This window comes from Thermococcus sp. 2319x1, from assembly GCF_001484685.1.
GTDB lineage: Archaea > Methanobacteriota_B > Thermococci > Thermococcales > Thermococcaceae > Thermococcus_A.
In genome coordinates, this window is record NZ_CP012200.1 from 1779452 (window position 1) to 1796316 (window position 16865).

General features: G+C 45.1%; 16 protein-coding genes. 7 read left to right on the forward strand and 9 right to left on the reverse strand.

Annotated features, from left to right (window positions below; genetic code table 11):
• Nucleotides 1-6: 6 nt before the first annotated feature.
• The 3 genes from ADU37_RS09905 to ADU37_RS09915 are packed head-to-tail and all read right to left on the reverse strand — an operon-like array spanning nt 7 to nt 5589.
• Nucleotides 7-3342: an ATPase, T2SS/T4P/T4SS family gene (locus ADU37_RS09905; protein ID WP_058947429.1), complete on the reverse strand. Its 3336-nt coding sequence runs from the start codon at nt 3340-3342 to the stop codon at nt 7-9.
• Complete coding sequence (locus tag ADU37_RS09910; RefSeq protein WP_058947430.1) at nt 3284-4180, reverse strand: hypothetical protein; 897 nt, start codon at nt 4178-4180, stop codon at nt 3284-3286. Before ADU37_RS09910 ends, ADU37_RS09905 begins: the two co-directional genes overlap by 59 nt.
• Nucleotides 4181-4185: 5 nt before the next feature.
• The gene (locus tag ADU37_RS09915; protein ID WP_058947431.1) at nt 4186-5589 is read right to left on the reverse strand and encodes a DUF515 domain-containing protein; all 1404 of its coding nucleotides are present in this window, start codon (nt 5587-5589) and stop codon (nt 4186-4188) included.
• 112 nt (nt 5590-5701) lie between these two features.
• Here ADU37_RS09915 and ADU37_RS09920 point away from each other — a divergent pair, with 112 nt between their 5' ends.
• Genes ADU37_RS09920 through trm14 form a run of 3 tightly spaced genes read left to right on the forward strand, consistent with a single transcriptional unit; the run spans nt 5702 to nt 8158 of the window.
• A complete protein-coding gene (locus tag ADU37_RS09920; RefSeq protein WP_058947432.1) occupies nt 5702-6034 on the forward strand; it encodes a TIGR04076 family protein in 333 nt (110 codons plus the stop codon).
• On the forward strand, nt 5991-7064 hold the full coding sequence (locus ADU37_RS09925; protein WP_058947433.1) for a GTPase: 1074 nt from the start codon (nt 5991-5993) through the stop codon (nt 7062-7064). Before ADU37_RS09920 ends, ADU37_RS09925 begins: the two co-directional genes overlap by 44 nt.
• Before the next feature lie 5 nt (nt 7065-7069).
• Nucleotides 7070-8158 (forward strand): tRNA (guanine(6)-N2)-methyltransferase, encoded by a 1089-nt coding sequence (gene trm14 / locus ADU37_RS09930; protein WP_058947434.1) that lies wholly within the window; start codon nt 7070-7072, stop codon nt 8156-8158.
• A gap of 7 nt (nt 8159-8165) precedes the next feature.
• Here the strand turns inward: trm14 and ADU37_RS09935 are convergent, their stop codons facing one another.
• From ADU37_RS09935 to ADU37_RS09945, 3 genes are all read right to left on the reverse strand, one after another.
• Nucleotides 8166-8843: a fumarylacetoacetate hydrolase family protein gene (locus ADU37_RS09935; protein ID WP_058947435.1), complete on the reverse strand. Its 678-nt coding sequence runs from the start codon at nt 8841-8843 to the stop codon at nt 8166-8168.
• A gap of 81 nt (nt 8844-8924) precedes the next feature.
• Nucleotides 8925-10076, reverse strand: coding sequence for a tryptophan--tRNA ligase (locus tag ADU37_RS09940; protein WP_058947436.1), 1152 nt, complete (start codon nt 10074-10076; stop codon nt 8925-8927).
• A gap of 126 nt (nt 10077-10202) precedes the next feature.
• Nucleotides 10203-11588 carry an acetate--CoA ligase family protein gene (locus ADU37_RS09945; RefSeq protein WP_058947437.1) on the reverse strand — a complete coding sequence of 462 codons (1386 nt, stop codon included), beginning with the start codon at nt 11586-11588 and terminating at the stop codon, nt 10203-10205.
• Between the two features lie 138 nt (nt 11589-11726).
• Between ADU37_RS09945 and ADU37_RS09950 the strand changes: the two genes are divergently transcribed.
• The 4 genes from ADU37_RS09950 (at nt 11727) to ADU37_RS09965 (ending at nt 14779) form a co-directional block, all read left to right on the forward strand.
• Nucleotides 11727-12308, forward strand: a complete 582-nt coding sequence (locus ADU37_RS09950) for a winged helix-turn-helix domain-containing protein (RefSeq protein ID WP_058947438.1) — start codon at nt 11727-11729, stop codon at nt 12306-12308.
• A 24-nt stretch (nt 12309-12332) separates the two neighbouring features.
• Nucleotides 12333-12638, forward strand: coding sequence for a DUF211 domain-containing protein (locus tag ADU37_RS09955; RefSeq protein ID WP_058947439.1), 306 nt, complete (start codon nt 12333-12335; stop codon nt 12636-12638).
• On the forward strand, nt 12639-13205 hold the full coding sequence (locus tag ADU37_RS09960) for a transcriptional regulator (RefSeq protein WP_058947440.1): 567 nt from the start codon (nt 12639-12641) through the stop codon (nt 13203-13205).
• Nucleotides 13206-13399: 194 nt separating this feature from the next.
• The gene (locus ADU37_RS09965) at nt 13400-14779 is read left to right on the forward strand and encodes an alpha-amylase (RefSeq protein ID WP_058947441.1); all 1380 of its coding nucleotides are present in this window, start codon (nt 13400-13402) and stop codon (nt 14777-14779) included.
• 23 nt (nt 14780-14802) lie between these two features.
• Here the strand turns inward: ADU37_RS09965 and ADU37_RS09970 are convergent, their stop codons facing one another.
• The 3 genes from ADU37_RS09970 to ADU37_RS09980 form a co-directional block, all read right to left on the reverse strand.
• The gene (locus ADU37_RS09970; protein WP_058947442.1) at nt 14803-15192 is read right to left on the reverse strand and encodes a hypothetical protein; all 390 of its coding nucleotides are present in this window, start codon (nt 15190-15192) and stop codon (nt 14803-14805) included.
• Nucleotides 15173-16078 (reverse strand): hypothetical protein, encoded by a 906-nt coding sequence (locus tag ADU37_RS09975; protein ID WP_058947443.1) that lies wholly within the window; start codon nt 16076-16078, stop codon nt 15173-15175. The genes ADU37_RS09970 and ADU37_RS09975 overlap by 20 nt, the downstream gene beginning before the upstream one ends.
• A 297-nt stretch (nt 16079-16375) precedes the next feature.
• Entirely contained in the window at nt 16376-16834 is a 459-nt protein-coding gene (locus tag ADU37_RS09980; protein ID WP_144433260.1) for a hypothetical protein, read from the reverse strand.
• Nucleotides 16835-16865: the final 31 nt, after the last annotated feature.

A 16865-nucleotide genomic window follows, 5' to 3' on the forward strand; every position in this document is an offset into this window, starting at 1 on the left:
CTCACCCTAGATGACTGTTCTAACTTTTTCAGTTAACTCAATTGAGGCGTCCTTCTCTATTTTCCTCAGCAACTCTTCTTGATCAATGTAGAATTCTCTAATGTAATGGCCAACTTCTTCTATACTCCTTATTCCTTTCTCTACCATCCATTGGAGGATAACTTCTCTCTTTATCCTCTCCTCTAGGAGCTCATCCATTGTTAAACCTGTATGCTCAGCAAGCTGGTTTAGAACCCTACTCGGAACTCCCGTGCGGTAAAGCTCATCCTTTGCTGGATTGTACTTATAGATGGTGTTCAGCTGGACGCTTTCCCCCTCTATTCCGGAAACCTCAGCTATCTCGGTGATCCTTCTTATGGTTCCTTTCTTTCTGTTGTTGAACCTTACCTGCATTATGATAACATCCAAAGCTGGAATCATGATTCTTGGAACGTTCATAGGTGGACTCTCAAGCCTTACGATTGTTTCCCTAGCTGAATTGGAGTGGATTGTACCCATACAATTGGAAACCAGTATCCCGTTGGCTACATAATTGTGGTCGTCCTCCACCGTGAGATCGTAGAGGTATTCAATACCTAGCTCTCTCGGGTCAACTTCTTCAACACTTACAACTTCATCCCAATAGACATCCCCTTCGGCTATCAGCTGGAGTCTCTTTCCCATTACCCAAGCGTCTTCATCGCCGATGTCTTTGGCCACCTGCTGAAGAGCAAGGGCTATTCCCTTAAGTGCAGAACGTCTTATTTCTCTGGCCCTTCCTTTTTCTATATGTCTGATAAGACTCTCAGAAACTTTTTCCCCTGCATAATGGGAGGCCAGCTTTGAAAGCTCTGCAACTGTCAGTCCTAACCTCCGGCGGATGGGGGTTATCATTTCGCTCGATACCGGGACTCTGCGTGTTTTTCTTCCACGGTATGCCTTCTTGGTGTTCAAGATTTCCATAAGTTTGGCCCTTTTCCTTGAATGGCGTAGGGGTATAAATTTTGCGAATTTAGTAAGGTCTTCAATTCCACCTATGATTACCCTGAATATTTCGCCTTCTTTGAATTCCCTATTCTTTACACGGGAGACTGTGCTTATTATCCCCAGTCTCTGGAGAGCGTACCATATCTTTCTCGCTGCATTTTCGCTCTTGGTTACCAAAATTATGGAGGGTCCGTTTTTATCCACATATCCATCGGCATCAAAGAGTCCAGCTATAAAGTACCTCATGAGCTCATCGTTTGAGAGAACTATATCCGGAACGTCCCATATCTCAGATTTTTTACCCTTAGGTATTCCAAATATTCTCGAAATCATTTCGGCGAAAATCTTCGAACCAACGGTCACAACTGTGCTTTTTCCATTGCCCTTCATGTGGGGCACGTAGTTCGGTATAAAGTTCGAGACTGCGCTTACAAAGGCTTCCATGTAATCTTCATCGTCAAATGTAGCTGAGATGTAGTAGCCATTTGATGAGATATATCCATCGCCAAGGATAACTCCAGCGATGTATGAGAGCTTTTCATCGACCTCCCTGATCAATTTCACATGGTGTGAATTTACTGATGACAGATATTGGGCCTTCTCCGGAGGAAGACCTTCGTTAGGAACTTTTACCATTCCCTTTCCATTGGGGATGAGGTAGTAATCGCTTATTTTTACATAAATGTGGGGATCAACAATGGCTTTGTACTGGGGCGGTTTGGGAGGATTCATCATTACTGCAACCCTATCCCCAACCCTGAGTTTCTCCGCTTCTTTCCTGATCACATCCCCATTGGAGAAGACAAAAAACGGGTGGGTCTTAGTAAGTATTACCTCATTGCCCATTCTTGTCTTTATGCGCATCAGCCTTTCTCCATCTCTGACTTTTCTTCTCCAAACTCTTGAAACAATATGCTTACCCGCCTTGAGATCTGGACCAACGCTAACTACTTCAAAACGATCTTTTTCATCGAGTACTATGTACTCAAGATCTTTGTACGTCTCAATTCTATCAGAGTACTTCTTGAAGAGTTCCTCAACCAAATCTCCTATAAGCACGAATTTCCCATTAGAGAGCTGAATAACCGAGAAGTCGTAAAGCGCTCCATTATGTCCCGTATTCATTGCCGTGAACATGGTCCTTGCCTCAGGGCCTCTGACCTCACCGACGATAATTCTATCCGGACGCATTCTTAGGGTGTTCTTAACGAGATCATCCATCGTTATTTCTCCCTTTCCTTCTATGTTTGGAGGCCTTGTTTCAAGCCTTACCCAGTGCTCGATTGGCAATTGAAGTTCTGCAGTATCTTCAATACTTATAACACGCTCACTTGGAGGGATGAACATTGCCAATGCGTTAAGGGTGGTAGTTTTACCAGAACCAGTACCTCCGGCAACGAGGACGTTCGCAGGCTTAACTCCAAGACCGTCAACAAAAACCCAGAGCAGAGACGCTATTTCCAAATTAAAGGTGCCGTACTTCAGGAGATCAATTATCGTAAGGGGGTCTTTTTTGAATTTTCTTATGGTTAACGTAGGTCCATCTAAGCTAACGGGTCTAATAGTTGCGTTTACCCTACTCCCATCGGGCAAACGGGCATCCAAGAGTGGGGTTTGCTGGTCAATTCTTCTTCCAACCTGCCTTGCTATACGTTCAATAATGTTTAATATTTCCCTCTCATCCTCAAAAACGATGTTAGTTTTGCACATGTAGAACTTTCTGTGCCACACGTATACTGGTCTTCCCGTTCCTATTACCATGACTTCCTCCAGGTTATCGTCCCTAACAAGGGGATCAAGTTTTCCGTAACCTATCATGTTCTGGACAACCAGATTTACGAGAGTATTCATTCTTGCCTCGGAGATAGAAGGGGCAAGTTCACGCATTATGTTCTTTACAGCCCTTCCAAATATTCTTCTTCTCTCCTCCGGATCGGGGATGCTCTCGGGGTCTATTTGTATCTCTGCAATTGCCCTATCCCTAACAATTCTCACGAGTTTTTCTTCCTCTTCACTCAACTTTGGAAGGCGTATTTCATAAATTGGAATCGGCTCTCCTCTAACTCTAAGAATTCTCACATTTCCATATACATCAAGAACCTTCACTTCCTCTCCATAATATGTAGGAAGGGGGACTTTTGGTGAGCCTCTTGTGGACTTCAATATCTCCTCTAAGCTGCTCCCCTCCCTACTCTCAAAGGGTAAGAATCTTGAAGGAGTTTTAACTTCTGGCACAATGGGAGATAGTTCTTCCTCGGCCTTAGGTTTTTCTTCTCTTCTCTCTTCTTTTATTATATCTTCCAAAGGGGCTGCTTCTTCACTTAAGATCTCTTCTATCCATGATAAGCCTGAACGTTTTTTCTTTTTCTCCTCCAAATTCACTCACCCTCATGAGGTTTTCCCATTTGATGCTGTAGGTGATTTCAAACTTATTACCTAAAAACACTATCCAAACCGGATAATCAAATTTTAGCTCAGGTTTTTTGGGTATCCGGGGTAACTCAGGCTCTTCTTTGCTCCCCGCAAGTAAACCAGTTCCAGAGGAAACAACTATTCTTGAAGAAAGCTCTGAGAGACTGCTTGAGCTTCCTTCAGGTGTTCCGTTCAGATACTCAGGTATGTACTCCCTAACGTATTGAGCATATTGGGAAAGAACAGTATCAACGTATTCGCTGTATTTCATTGTATACTCTGGAGTAAAGTCGCTCATTTCAGCCCCTTCAAAGAGTACCGGTAGTCCTATGGCAATATACTTTGAATTTCCGGGTGATGGATTCTCTATCGTTACCTTAACACTTCCGCTGTACTTGAGCACCTTCACATAACCATCTGAAATGAAGAACGTGTCAACTGCATAGTACTTCTGAGGATAGAGGATTAACTGAGGATATATAGGGCTGTAAAATATGTTTGGACCTTCCACTCCGCTTATTGTGCCCGTGGATAAAGGTTCGTTAATCTTTACATTTACCTGAAGTGTCTCATATGGGGCAATCCAAAATCCCAAGGTGTTAACGATTCCAATATCTCCGTCTTTCCTAAACAAAGTGTAGTTATAATCAGGATTTATTAAAACAAATTTGTAAAACGGACCCGCATTCACCAAGGTAACGTTTAGATCGACCGTGGCGGATGCGTTAACACTCTCTTGTGCATTAACCAAACCCGAAACTAGCAAAACAAGGAAAAAGAGCGGGAGCATCTTCCTTGGCATCCCGGTCACCCAACGATCTTTGTTATGTAGATGGCATTTCTATATTTAAGTATATCCTCAACGAATTCTGCTGGGACTTCAACTATCACCAAGACCTTAGCAGTGGGTTCCGTAGCCAATAACCCCGTGCTTTGCTCAAGGTCGAGCACCTTCCACCTGTACCTTGCGAGCTGCTCCTTAACTTCATCTGCCGCAGCTATCTTGTTGGCCGCAATGGCCTTTAATATCTCGTTTAGTGCAACATTGTAGGTGTAGGATGCACTTATCATCTGTGAACTTGATTGGGTTGTGGAGTGGCTTTCATCTTTATTCTGCTGGTATGAAATTGATTGATCACCGGGGGCATAGCTCTCCGAATATTGGTCTGAGTAGGAAGTTTCCGAAGAGGTCGTTATATCTTTGGTCTCTTGCTGTGACTCCGATACTGCAATCACACCAGAGTCTGTTAGGAAGAGAACCATGTTCACATATCCTTCATCCGCTATCTTTTGAATAGATGTTGAATTTATCTGAGCAAAAATCTTTATCTTGTCACCCGATGAGAGGAAGGCACCATTAACGTTCTCCCTTGGCAAAACTAAAGCGACTTGCACCATTTCAGCTTTCTCTACTGTGTACTGAAGAAGCTCAGTGAGGTACGTAACTTTGCTGAGCATGTACTTTGCTTCTGCTTTCGTGTATATGCTCTTTTCCGCACCTTTCTTGAGGATCACCTTTTGGGTGGGAGTGATGTCTATGAGGTAATAGTAATATTTCCTCCAGAGCTCAAGCAGATACGGATTGGGGTCAATTAAAGATACCTCATCTTCTGTTTTTGCAGAATTAACCTTATCCTTTAATTGGTTTAGAGTTTGAATAGCTTCGCTCTTTATCTCCTCTGGGAGAGGCTGAGAGAGGAGAAGTTCAAAAGATTGCTCTATTTGTGATAACTTTGTGCTCTTTGCCTGTTGAAGCTCCTTCTGAAGACGCTCTTGCTCTAATTGAGCTTTTCTCTGCTCTGCTATCGCCTTGACGTTTATCTTCTCAAGTTCCTCTATGCTCTTTGCTTGGTTGATCTGATTTATTAGCTGGGTTTTCATTGTATCATTCTCAAGTTCCCCTGTGAAATACTGGTTGACCTCCCCGATCTTTGCAAGTTTGGCCTCTTGAAGCTGTTTTGCAGCACGATTTTGATAGGTTGTGTATATCCCTATAACAACAGCAATGAGAATGACAGCTATAACAGATGCGCCTATAATTATTCTTTTACGTCTCTCCCTTTCCCTAAGCCTTCCCAATCTTGAAGGTTTTCTGGGAGGTGAAGCTCCTGGGACAGGAGCAGCAGGAGTTGTTTTCTCTTCTTTCTCCTCAACAGAAACTCTACCCAACTCCCTCAAGCGCCTTATTTTTTCTTCAATATCCTCCGCCACGGCCAGCACCACCGGATAATATTTAACTTCTCTTAAACTGATAGTCCTAAGTGTGAATATTCCAGTTAGGTATTTTAGGCTTTACTCCTTATTTACTTTTTGGTGGTGGAAGGTGGAAAAGCTAATAATAAAAGCCGTGGAGATTAAAGGAAAGTGTCCGGTATTTAAGGTTGGGGATGAGGTAGTTATAGAAGGACCAAAAGTCAACTTAAAAGAGACTGATGCAATCTGCACCCATGCATTTGCCTCTTTCCTTCCTTACATAGTGGCACTGCGAAAAGGAATTAAGGCTTCAGAGATAGGACTTGGGAAAGGGGAAAAAGCCTATGTGCAGTGCCTCGACCCCGGGCCTCCATACACGGATGGAGGAACGGTAATATTTGAAATAACGGTGATAAAAGATGAAGCAGAAGAAAGCATGGAGAATAGTGAGAGAAGCTATTAAAGAGGGGGACATTATAATAGAGGTAGTCGATGCAAGAGACCCAATTGGAACAAGAAACCCGAAAGTAGAACGGCTCGTCCAAGAGGAAGGAAAAAGGCTTCTCATAGTAATGAACAAAGCCGATTTAGTCCCAAAGGAGTGGGCCGAGGAGTACAAGAGGAAACATAAGGATGTTCCAATAGTGTTCATCAGTGCAAGGGAGAGAAAGGGAACTGGGATTTTAAGGAAGGAGATAAAGAAACTCGCAAAGGAACTCTTTGAAGAAGGCAAAGAGAAAGTGAAGGTTGTCTTAGTGGGTTACCCTAACGTTGGGAAGAGCACAATAATAAACGTGCTGAAAGGTAAACATGCTGTTGGAACGGCACCAATACCGGGCTATACAAAAGGAAAGCAACTTATTAAGCTTTCAAAAAAGATATGGTTAGTTGATTCCCCGGGAGTTGTTCCGATAGATGATTTTGACGAGCTCGTTATTAGAGGAGGCTTTCCGGCGGATAAGATTGAAGACCCCGTTAAACCGGCATTAAAACTTATAAAAAGAATTTTAGAAACCAGAAAGGAAGCAATTACCGAAAAGTACGGGATAGAGGAGTTTGAAAATGAGGAGCAAATTCTTGAAGCCATCGGCAGAAAGAAAGGCCTTTTAGAGAGGGGAGGTAAAATCAATCTGGAAGAGGCCGCTCGTTATCTCCTGAGAGAATGGCAAACAGGTAGATTCACCCTTTTTGGAAGAGAGGAGGAGAAAAAAGAGTTTTTCATTCGGGATTTCGAAGAAATTCTCGACGAAATCGAGAAGGATCACCTCTTAGACCCCAGAAGAATACTCTGGAAGTATGGAGAAAGGCTAACCCTTGATAACAAGAAGAGGGTCGGATTTAGAGAGATTGAGGGGTTTACAGTAGGAATAGCAACAGGATTTAAAAAGTGCGACTCTGCAATAAAATTCCTTGAAGAAATAACCAAAAAGAAGGTTATCGCAAGCGAGTGCTTTGGAGGAAAATGGAAGGGCGTAATAGCAATCATGGAGTGATTGGGATGAAGTTTATATTAACAACCTCACAGGGGATTGAAGATTTAGCGAAGAGAGAAGTTGAGATGCTCATTGAAAAAGCCGGACTAAAGGGAAAAGCAGAAGAGAAGCCCTTTGGAGTTGAGGGAAGAATAATGGCAGAGATTGAGAAAGGGGGTTATTTTGATGAAAAAGGAAAGAAGAGGGAGTTTGAAATAGCCTCCTTTTTGAAGGAAAACTCCAAGCTTCTTCACAGGGTTATTCTCCACATATTTTCAGCAAAGCTTACCAGCTTAGAAAAAGAAAATGCCCTTAAGGAGATTTACGATTTTGTGTTTAACTCCCCTATCGAAAGATATGTAAAGGTAAGCGAAAGTTTTGCCGTAAGATCTTTTAGAAAGGGAGAACATGAATTCACAAGCGTTGATATCGCAAAAACCGTCGGAAGTGCCATCTACGATAAACTTTCACAGTTTGGAATGCCGAAAGTGAACCTCGACCACCCGGCGGTCATCTTCCGGGCAGAGCTCATCGGCGATGTCTTCTTCCTTGGGGTAGACACCACCGGCGACAGCTCGCTTCACAAAAGGCCTTGGCGTGTTTACGACCATCCGGCCCATCTAAAGGCAAGTATAGCAAACGCGATGATAGAGCTTGCAGAGCTTGATGGCGGAAGTGTTGTAGACCCGATGTGTGGAAGCGGGACAATCTTAATCGAGCTCGCTTTGAGAGAGTACAAGGGAAGAATCACCGGTATTGAGAAGTATAAAAAGCATTTAAACGGTGCGAAAATGAACGCCTTAGCAGCTGGAGTATACGATAGGATTGAGTTTATTCATGGAGATGCCATGAAACTCTCTCAATACATCGAAAGTGTTGATTTTGCCATAAGCAACCTCCCCTACGGGCTGAAGATAGGAAGAAAAAGCATGATACCAGAGCTTTATATGAAGTTTTTTAGTGAGCTCTCAAAAGTCCTTGAAAAGAGGGGAGTTTTCATAACAACCGAAAAAAAGGCGATAGAGAAGGCATTTGGGGAAAATGGATTTACAATTACCCATCACCGTTTAGTTGGGCACGGTGGTCTGATAGTTCACCTATATGTTATTAAGTAAATAAAAATCAGCAAAGAATTGAGCGCTCAGAAAGCACTTCCTCCTTCAAAACCCCAATTCCCTCTATCCAAGCCTCAACAACGTCACCATGCCTCAGAGGTCCAACGCCTTCGGGGGTTCCAGTCGCTATTATGTCGCCCGGTTCGAGGGTCATTATGCCAGAGACATACTCTATTATCTCATCTACCTTGAATATCATCTTGCTCGTCCTTGAGAGCTGCCTTATTTCGCCGTTAACTTTTAGACCAATTTCAAGGTCGTCAACGTTTATTTCCCTCCTATCAACTATTCTCGGCCCTATAGGAGCAAATGTATCAAATCCCTTCGCCACAGTCCATGGAAGGCCTTTTTTCTTCGCCTCCCATTGGAGATCCCTGGCGGTTATGTCGAGCATTATGGTGTAGCCCATGACGTAGTCCATTGCCTCCTCTCTTGAAACGCGCTTTGCGCGCTTCCCTATGATGACGGCAAGCTCTACTTCATGATCAACGTGATTGCTTTTTCTCGGCAAGATTATCGTTTGATTTGGACCTATTAAAGCTGAGGGGGGTTTGAGAAAGATCACCGGCTCTTCGGGAACTTCATGCCCAAGTTCCCTTGCATGTTCAGCGTAATTTCTTCCGAGACATATTATTTTGCTTGGCTTAACCTCGTAGAAGCCATCTCTAAAGGGTAAACGAATCATGGAATCACCAGACAAAATTATGCTTTACAGAGCTTATAAATTATGAGGTACAAACCTCACGAAAGTTTGAAGAAGAGAAAGCTATTCCCTTAAAGGCTCCGGAATGGCCTTATCCCACTGCTCCCTTGCCAGTTCTCCAGTGTACTTGAACTTCTCAACAAGCTTTTTAGCCTCTTCCCTCTTCTTCTGGTGCTCCCTCAAGAAGTTTTGAACCTTTTCTATGAGATAACGCTTGCACTGGCCGCATAACAGTTCTCCATTCTTGCATGCATGGTACCTCTCAAGCAGGGCTTTGTCGTCTTCCTCAAAAAATATCTCGAGCCATTTGAATACGACACACTTATCCGGCTCTCCCCCAAGTTCTCTCTGTTCCTTTGCTGTAGCTCTTCCTCCGGTTAAAGCGTACTTCCATATTTTCTTACCAGCTTCCTCGGGATCGTCTGTTAGGTAAATAGCAGTTTCTGGCTTTGAAGCGCTCATTTTACCTCCAAGACCCATCAATCCGGGAACGAACTTTGAGTGCAGGGCAGCTGCTTTGTAATAGCCCAAACTTTCGGCAAAGTCCCTCTGTATTCTCCAGTAAGGATCTTGATCTATAGCTGCAGGGATGAGGGAACGTTTTTTCTCAAAGAAAGTCGGAGCCGCTTGGATTGCCGGATAAAATATCATTCCGATTTTGCTCTGGTCGTTAAACCCAAAAACGGCTTTTGCCATTGAATAGGTGACTTTCTTTGCTATTGGAATTGCCATCTCGTAGATTTTGGTGAACTCACTATTCTGAAAGATGAACGTCCTATCCGGGTCAAAGCCAACTGCAATGATATCGAGGATGTTTTCATACGCCCATCTTTTGGTGTCGTCGAAGGTTAAATTTGACTTGAAGAGGAACTTTTCATCATCCGTTATTTGAATATACAGGTTAACTCCAAAATTCTCCTGGAGCCATTTTGTTGCAAAGAACGGAATTATATGGCCTATGTGCATTGGCCCGCTGGGGCCTCTTCCCGTATAGAGGAAAAAGCTCCTTCCTTCTTCGTAGTCTTTAAGTACAAGGTCATAGTCCCTATGGGAGAAGAAAAACTTCCTCCTAAAGTATATTGGAAGCTCACTTTTGGTGAGTTCTCTGGTCTTTTCAAGCAGCTCTTCGGTAAGCGGCGTCGTTCCGAATTCCTTGATAAGCTTGTCGTAGTCTACTACACCTTTCACTTCCCATGGAGTTACTTCAAATTCCATCCAGAACACCTCCAAAGTTCAAACTAGCCAAAAAAGGATTAAGGTTGTCATCACCAAAGCCAAAAGCAATCACCGTGCATGATCTAAGAGTAGAAAATAAGAATATAAAGTTTTCCCAAGGCGAACCTAAAGCATCTCCCTGAGATACTGCCCATATTTAACCAAGGCATATACTGCATCAACGCCATCTTCGACGGTTTCAAAAACCGGCACCCCAGTTTTTTCTATCCTCCTCGCCATTTTCTCCGGGAACTCACCACCGGGAGCTACGAAAACTATCGGCTTTCCATACTTCTGCATTTCGCCAACTTTTTCCACGATACCTTCATCCAAAGCCGGGCTCTGGAAGAGTGCTATTACAGCGAGAACGTCAACGTTCTCATCCTCCAAAGCATAGCGCATGGCAATTTCATATCTGCTGGAGGGAGCGTCCCCAATTATGTCAATGGGATTCTTGTAGCTCATATGCTCGGGCAGTTTCCCTTCCTCTATTGCCCTCGCGAATTTTTCTTTGGTTTCCTCACTAAGCTCAGCCATTTTTAATCCTGCCTCAAGAATCCCATCGCTCATCATCACCCCAGCTCCGCCACCGTTTGTAACTATTGCAATCCTATCCCCCTTTGCAGGCTTCTGCATTGCCAGTGCCTTTGCATAGTTAAACAGTTGCCTCATGCTTTTCGCTTCTAAAACGCCAGTCTGTTCAAAAGCCGCTTTGTAGATCGCATAGCTTCCCGCCAGACTCCCGGTATGGGATGCTGCGGCTTTGGCTCCGGCTTCAGTTCTCCCGCTCTTAAGAATCACAACGGGCTTCTTTTTTGTTGTATCTCTAGCAGCTTTTAGGAACTTCCGGCCATCCTTAACTCCCTCAAGATATGCCGTGATGACCTTAGTTGCTTTGTCATCCTTCAAATACTCCATGAAGTCGCTCTCATCAAGATCGGCCATGTTTCCGAGGCTTATGAATTTACTCATTCCCACCTCATGTCTCGCAGCCCAGTCGAGAATTGCTGCACCGAAGGCACCGCTCTGGCTCATAAACGCTATTCCACCAAATTCTGGCCTAGCCTGCCTTTCCGGAGGATTAAAGGTACAATCAAAGCCATTTTCAATGTTTGTAATTCCCAAACAGTTTGGCCCAACAACCCTTATGCCCCATTTTCTTGCCACTTCAACGAGCTTCTCCTCAAGTTCTACATTTCCAGCTTCTTTAAAGCCCGCACTTATCACTACCGCTCCCTTTACTCCCTTTTGACCGCATTCCTCAAGCACCTGAGGCACGAACCTTCCAGGGATTGCTATAACAGCTACATCGACTTCTTCAGGTATCTCCAAAACGCTCCTATACGCTTTAATTCCCATCACTTCACTTTCCTTAACGTTTACTGGATAGATCTTGCCCTTAAAACCGGATTTTATGAGGCTTTTCATTATAGCATTTCCGATTTTTCCTTCTTTGTTTGAAGCACCTATTACAGCAACACTCCTTGGGTAGAACAGGAAGTCCAGATTCATACCGTTCCCCCCACAATAATGATCATGCTTGTCGTTCGATGTGGGGATTTTACATTTATAAAATTTTCCGGGTTTAGGGAAAAGGTTATATGCCGGAACGCTTAAATTCTTGTTAGAACGTTAAAATTGGTGGGGGCAATGAAAAAGAAGGTTAAACTAATCACGGATCCAGAGGTAATAAAGTTAATGCTGGAAGATACGAGGAGGCAGATATTGAAATTGCTCAGAAGCAAGGAGATGACGATTTCCCAGCTTAGTGAAATTCTCGGCAAAACACCACAGACAATCTATCACCACATCGAAAAGCTAAAGGAAGCCGGCTTAGTGGAGGTAAAAAGAACCGAAATGAAAGGAAATCTGGTGGAAAAATACTACGGAAGGACTGCGGATGTATTTTACATAAATCTCTACCTTGGAGACGAGGAGCTTAGATATCTGGCCAGATCACGGTTAAAGACAAAGCTTGATGTTTTCAAAGCCCTCGGGTATGAGTTCGATGAGGAGGAACTCTTAAACATAATGGACAGACTTTTAGAGAAGGAGCACTCGTACACGGCGAAAATTTCTGCAGAAATAGAGGAAAAGGAAGAGGCCCTCAAGGAATTTTCAAATGAAGATATAATCCATGCGATTGATTGGCTTACCATGGCAGAGCTTGGAAGGGATGAAGAAGCGATAGAGCTCTTGAGAAAGCTTGGAGAAATACTTAAAAAGGAGTAAGTTCAAATGGAAACGGGATAGAAAATGGCAAAAGGCATTAGACTTCTCGTGTTAGACGTGCTTAAACCTCACCAGCCCATGGTTACTGAGCTGGCTTTGGGGTTGAGTGAGCTGAGGGGGGTAGAGGGGGTTAATATTACCCTCGTGGAGATAGATAAAGAAACGGAAAACGTAAAGATAACAATCGTCGGAGATAATTTGAACTATGAAGAGATTGTAAGAACTATAGAAGAGTTTGGTGGAGTTGTGCACAGCATTGATATGGTTGCTGCGGGAAAGAAGATTATTGAGGAAAGCGAGACCCCTCAAGATAGGCTGGAGGAATACTGAGTGAGGGAAGTTTTAATTATTACCGAGCCTGAAAGAATTAAAGTGCTATCCGACCAGACGCGCTTCCAGATAGTCAGCTTACTCAGGGAAAGACCTATGAGCGTTGGCGAACTCGCGGAACTCCTTAGAAAGGACCGTTCCACAATACACCGCCACATAAAAGCTCTTGAAGAGGCAGGATTCGTGGAGGAGATCGGAAGGGACGGCGTCGAGCGTTTCTACTCGAGAACAGCGAGGCTCTTCCTCCTCAAGCCCTTCGGGGAAGAAGAGGATATAGTGGCATTCAGGATGCGCTACCTTCAAGTGGAGGCCGAGCGCATCTACAACCTCCTCAAAAAGGCCGGCTTTGACATTAAAGACAGGGAAGAGTTCATAGAGCTCACGAGAGAAGTCCTGGGAGACATGGAGGACCTGGCCAGAGAACCTTTGAAAAGACTCGAAAACGTTGAGCTTACGGAGATTGAGCTTTTCCACGTCCTCAACATGCTCGTGTTTCTCGAGTCCTGCGAACTCTGCGAGAAGGCCAAGAGGGCAAGGGAGCTCCTCGGCATCGGGGAGCTTAAGTAAAATTTTTTGCTTACCATTTTACATCTTAGCCATATCCTCAATGTCTCCTTTCCACATCTTTGCATTATCCGATCCATCTGTCACACTCCGTTGATTAATATCCACTATTTTGCATCCATGACCACAAATGGAAAGGTTTAAATATTCACCTGTAGTGATATATTTTTTTGACAATGATGTTTGGGGTGTGTAAAATGGGGGCAAAGATTAGAACCACTGCCATTTTCGTGGCTCTCGTGCTCTTCATGGGGGTCTTTGCGGTTCCTGCAAGGGCAGAAACCCTCGAGAACGGCGGGGTTATAATGCAAGCCTTCTACTGGGACGTTCCGGCTGGAGGAATATGGTGGGACACCATAAGGAGCAAGATACCTGAGTGGCATGATGCAGGGATATCAGCCATATGGATTCCTCCAGCGAGCAAGGGAATGAGCGGTGGCTATTCCATGGGCTACGACCCCTACGACTTCTTTGACCTTGGCGAATACTACCAGCAGGGGACCGTGGAGACACGCTTCGGCTCGAAGGAAGAACTGGTGAGAATGATAAACACCGCCCACTCCTACGGCATGAAGGTAATAGCTGATATAGTGATAAATCACCGCGCGGGCGGAGACCTTGAGTGGAACCCCTTCGTTGGAGGCTACACGTGGACGGACTTCTCGAAGGTTGCTTCTGGTAAATACACCGCCAACTACCTCGATTTCCACCCCAACGAGGTCAAGTGCTGCGATGAGGGCACCTTTGGAGGCTTCCCTGACATAGCCCACGAGAAGAGATGGGATCAGTACTGGCTCTGGGCAAGCAGCGAAAGCTACGCCTCCTACCTCAGAAGCATAGGAGTTGACGCGTGGCGCTTCGACTATGTTAAAGGCTACGGAGCATGGGTTGTCAAGGACTGGCTGAACTGGTGGGGCGGCTGGGCCGTTGGAGAATACTGGGACACGAACGTTAATGCACTCCTAAACTGGGCCTACGCGAGCGGTGCCAAGGTCTTCGACTTCCCGCTTTACTACAAGATGGACGAGGCCTTCGACAATAAGAATATCCCGGCTCTCGTCTACGCCCTTCAGAATGGCGGGACTGTTGTCTCCCGCGACCCCTTCAAGGCCGTAACCTTCGTGGCAAACCACGACACGGACATAATCTGGAACAAATATCCCGCTTATGCTTTCATACTCACCTACGAAGGCCAGCCGGTCATATTCTACCGCGACTACGAGGAGTGGCTCAACAAGGACAGGCTTAAGAACCTCATCTGGATACACGATCACCTCGCTGGGGGAAGCACGAGTATAGTCTATTACGACAGTGACGAGCTTATATTCGTGAGAAACGGTTACGGGAGCAAGCCCGGCCTTATAACTTACATTAACCTCGGCTCAAGCAAAGCCGGAAGGTGGGTGTACGTGCCAAAGTTCTCGGGCTCATGCATACACGAATACACCGGCAACCTCGGCGGCTGGGTGGACAAATACGTCTACTCAAGCGGCTGGGTTTATCTCGAGGCTCCCGCCCACGACCCAACCAATGGCCACTACGGCTACTCCGTCTGGAGCTACTGTGGGGTGGGCTGAACCCCGTCCCCACTCATTTCCCATTATTCTTCCCGTTTCTCCAGGCCAAGCGTTTTTTCAGCCCCCAACGCCAGTCCAACCCTGAACAGCAGGAGCGTCCATAGGAACGAAATTACCGCTGTGGAGTACGGGTAAAATCTGAAAACCCATACAAAAATATTCGACGCCGGAACTACAGCCGAGTAAACGAACCCTACTCTGCCCTCCCTCGCGCAGTACTCTGAATCTCTGTAGGCAGAGCATATGAGCCATTCCAAAGTTGAAAAAGCCAACCAGAAGAAACCGGTGATAAGAAGGGCCACAGGATGAAACCCATGGCTTCCGAAGTAACCTCCCCAGAGTGCCAAGACCAGCTCGGCAATCCACCAGCGTAAAAATAAAATGGGAGAAACCTCAGCCCCGTAAAGCCTCATTATCACCACCCCACAATGTCAGACACACTCCGCTCTTACACGGTGGAAACGGTGGGTAGTAGTGCTTATAAGGATATACACTGTAAGAGAGCTTTACCAGTGGGTTGGTATATTTAGGTTCTCTCCATGCACCAATGCCCCATCCAAGGCTTTCGAGTGCATCATGGAAAAGTTTGCTGATGCCCCAACTCACCGTTCCAGAAAGTACTCCCCAAACTATGCCCGGAGGAGTATGGATCACTACACTAACCGCTATACTCACGCCCAAGGAAATCAATCCCCACTGGTTCCAAGTATGGAGGTAAAACATTGGCATGTTGAACTCTGAACCCAACCACCTATCATTGGGCTGCACTCCCACGTAGACTATCCCGTACCCAATGTCATCATCTACATCAACACGAATGACTTTGTAGTGAATTTTAACTTTTTCTACGTGACCGTCAGGGAATCTAAAGTCCACCCACTTTTCCTGCCACTCCGCAGGTTTTATTTCAATGTCTGTTTTTGGGTTGTAGTAGAACTCATTGACTTTCACGTAAACCCAAGGGTCACTTTTAAATATGGGCTCAGTTGTACCATCCTGATACTCAATTATCCAGGGTATCGCAATCCTTATCGGATCCTTAGTGCCATCACCTGCCTCTGTATATCCCCTCCAGCTCCAGACGAATGCCAACCAGATTCTGCCACCGTAGACGTACGAATCGTATTTTGAGAAGTATATGCTCAGCTGATCTTTATCCCCAAAGTTCTGGGGAGTTATTGGGACTGAGTTGTCATTTGAAATTGGCGCCGCCATCGCACTCCCGGCTGTCACTCCAACCATCAGCAGTCCCAAGAGGACTGCCATTAATGGTTTCCACTTCAAGTTGTTCATCCTCAATAGTTTTCACCTGAGTATTAAGGCTGAGCCTTTAAAAATTTTTTTCTTTAATAGTAAATTACAAACTAATGAAAAAATATTTTAACAGTTAAAACACAACCTAATTTGACGAAAAGAAGTTGAGTAAAAGAGATTTATCCAAATCTCAAGAAGGCATCGAGAAATCCAAAATTAGAACTCTATCATCCAGTCACTTCTCCGGCCCGCACCATTCTTTATTTATTGTCACGACCTCGTCTGCTAGAGATGTCCCGTTGATGTTCCCCGGGTTGCGGAGTATCGTTACGTTGCCACTGACTATTCTAGCAAATATCCCCGGGTTCTGCCAAGCACTTCAACAGTATCGTTCACGCAGGTCGTCCCGTTGGAAGCTTCGAAGAGGAAGTAGACAATTGAGCCCCTCTCGATTTCGTGGCCAAGGTAAGTGCCGTTGACGCAGGCGCTGAGGGTTATCCTTCTCTTGAGAGCGCCTTCAAGGAGTGGGGAGCAGTTTTCTTCACGAATCACAAAACGTCCGTCCTCAAAACTCGCCCTGCAGTAAAAGGTGTCCCCATCGCGAATCTCAGCCACCACGTAATCGGGAGAAACGTCAAAGTCCTCGGTGAAGTGAAAGTCCCGCCTACCATGCTCCGAATATCTGAATCTGAAGAGTGCAACATTGGTGACCTCGTTCGGATACTTCTTCAGCAACTCAATTCCCTCAAGCTCCGCGGGAGAAGCAAAGTGGACCTCCACGTTAATCCGGTATCTCTCCAAGGGAAGTAGTAAGACCCGCAACTATAATGAC

Bases quoted from the DNA above. Each gene is read 5' to 3' on its own strand.
- ADU37_RS09970 (WP_058947442.1), bottom strand. From the start codon at position 15,192: ATGAGGCTTTACGGGGCTGAGGTTTCTCCCATTTTATTTTTACGCTGG.
- ADU37_RS09940 (WP_058947436.1), bottom strand. From the start codon at position 10,076: ATGGAATTTGAAGTAACTCCATGGGAAGTGAAAGGTGTAGTAGACTAC.
- ADU37_RS09935 (WP_058947435.1), bottom strand. From the start codon at position 8,843: ATGATTCGTTTACCCTTTAGAGATGGCTTCTACGAGGTTAAGCCAAGC.
- ADU37_RS09965 (WP_058947441.1), top strand. From the start codon at position 13,400: ATGGGGGCAAAGATTAGAACCACTGCCATTTTCGTGGCTCTCGTGCTC.
- ADU37_RS09950 (WP_058947438.1), top strand. From the start codon at position 11,727: ATGAAAAAGAAGGTTAAACTAATCACGGATCCAGAGGTAATAAAGTTA.
- ADU37_RS09910 (WP_058947430.1), bottom strand. From the start codon at position 4,180: ATGCCAAGGAAGATGCTCCCGCTCTTTTTCCTTGTTTTGCTAGTTTCG.
- trm14 (WP_058947434.1), top strand. From the start codon at position 7,070: ATGAAGTTTATATTAACAACCTCACAGGGGATTGAAGATTTAGCGAAG.
- ADU37_RS09925 (WP_058947433.1), top strand. From the start codon at position 5,991: ATGAAGCAGAAGAAAGCATGGAGAATAGTGAGAGAAGCTATTAAAGAG.
- ADU37_RS09945 (WP_058947437.1), bottom strand. From the start codon at position 11,588: ATGAATCTGGACTTCCTGTTCTACCCAAGGAGTGTTGCTGTAATAGGT.
- ADU37_RS09955 (WP_058947439.1), top strand. From the start codon at position 12,333: ATGGCAAAAGGCATTAGACTTCTCGTGTTAGACGTGCTTAAACCTCAC.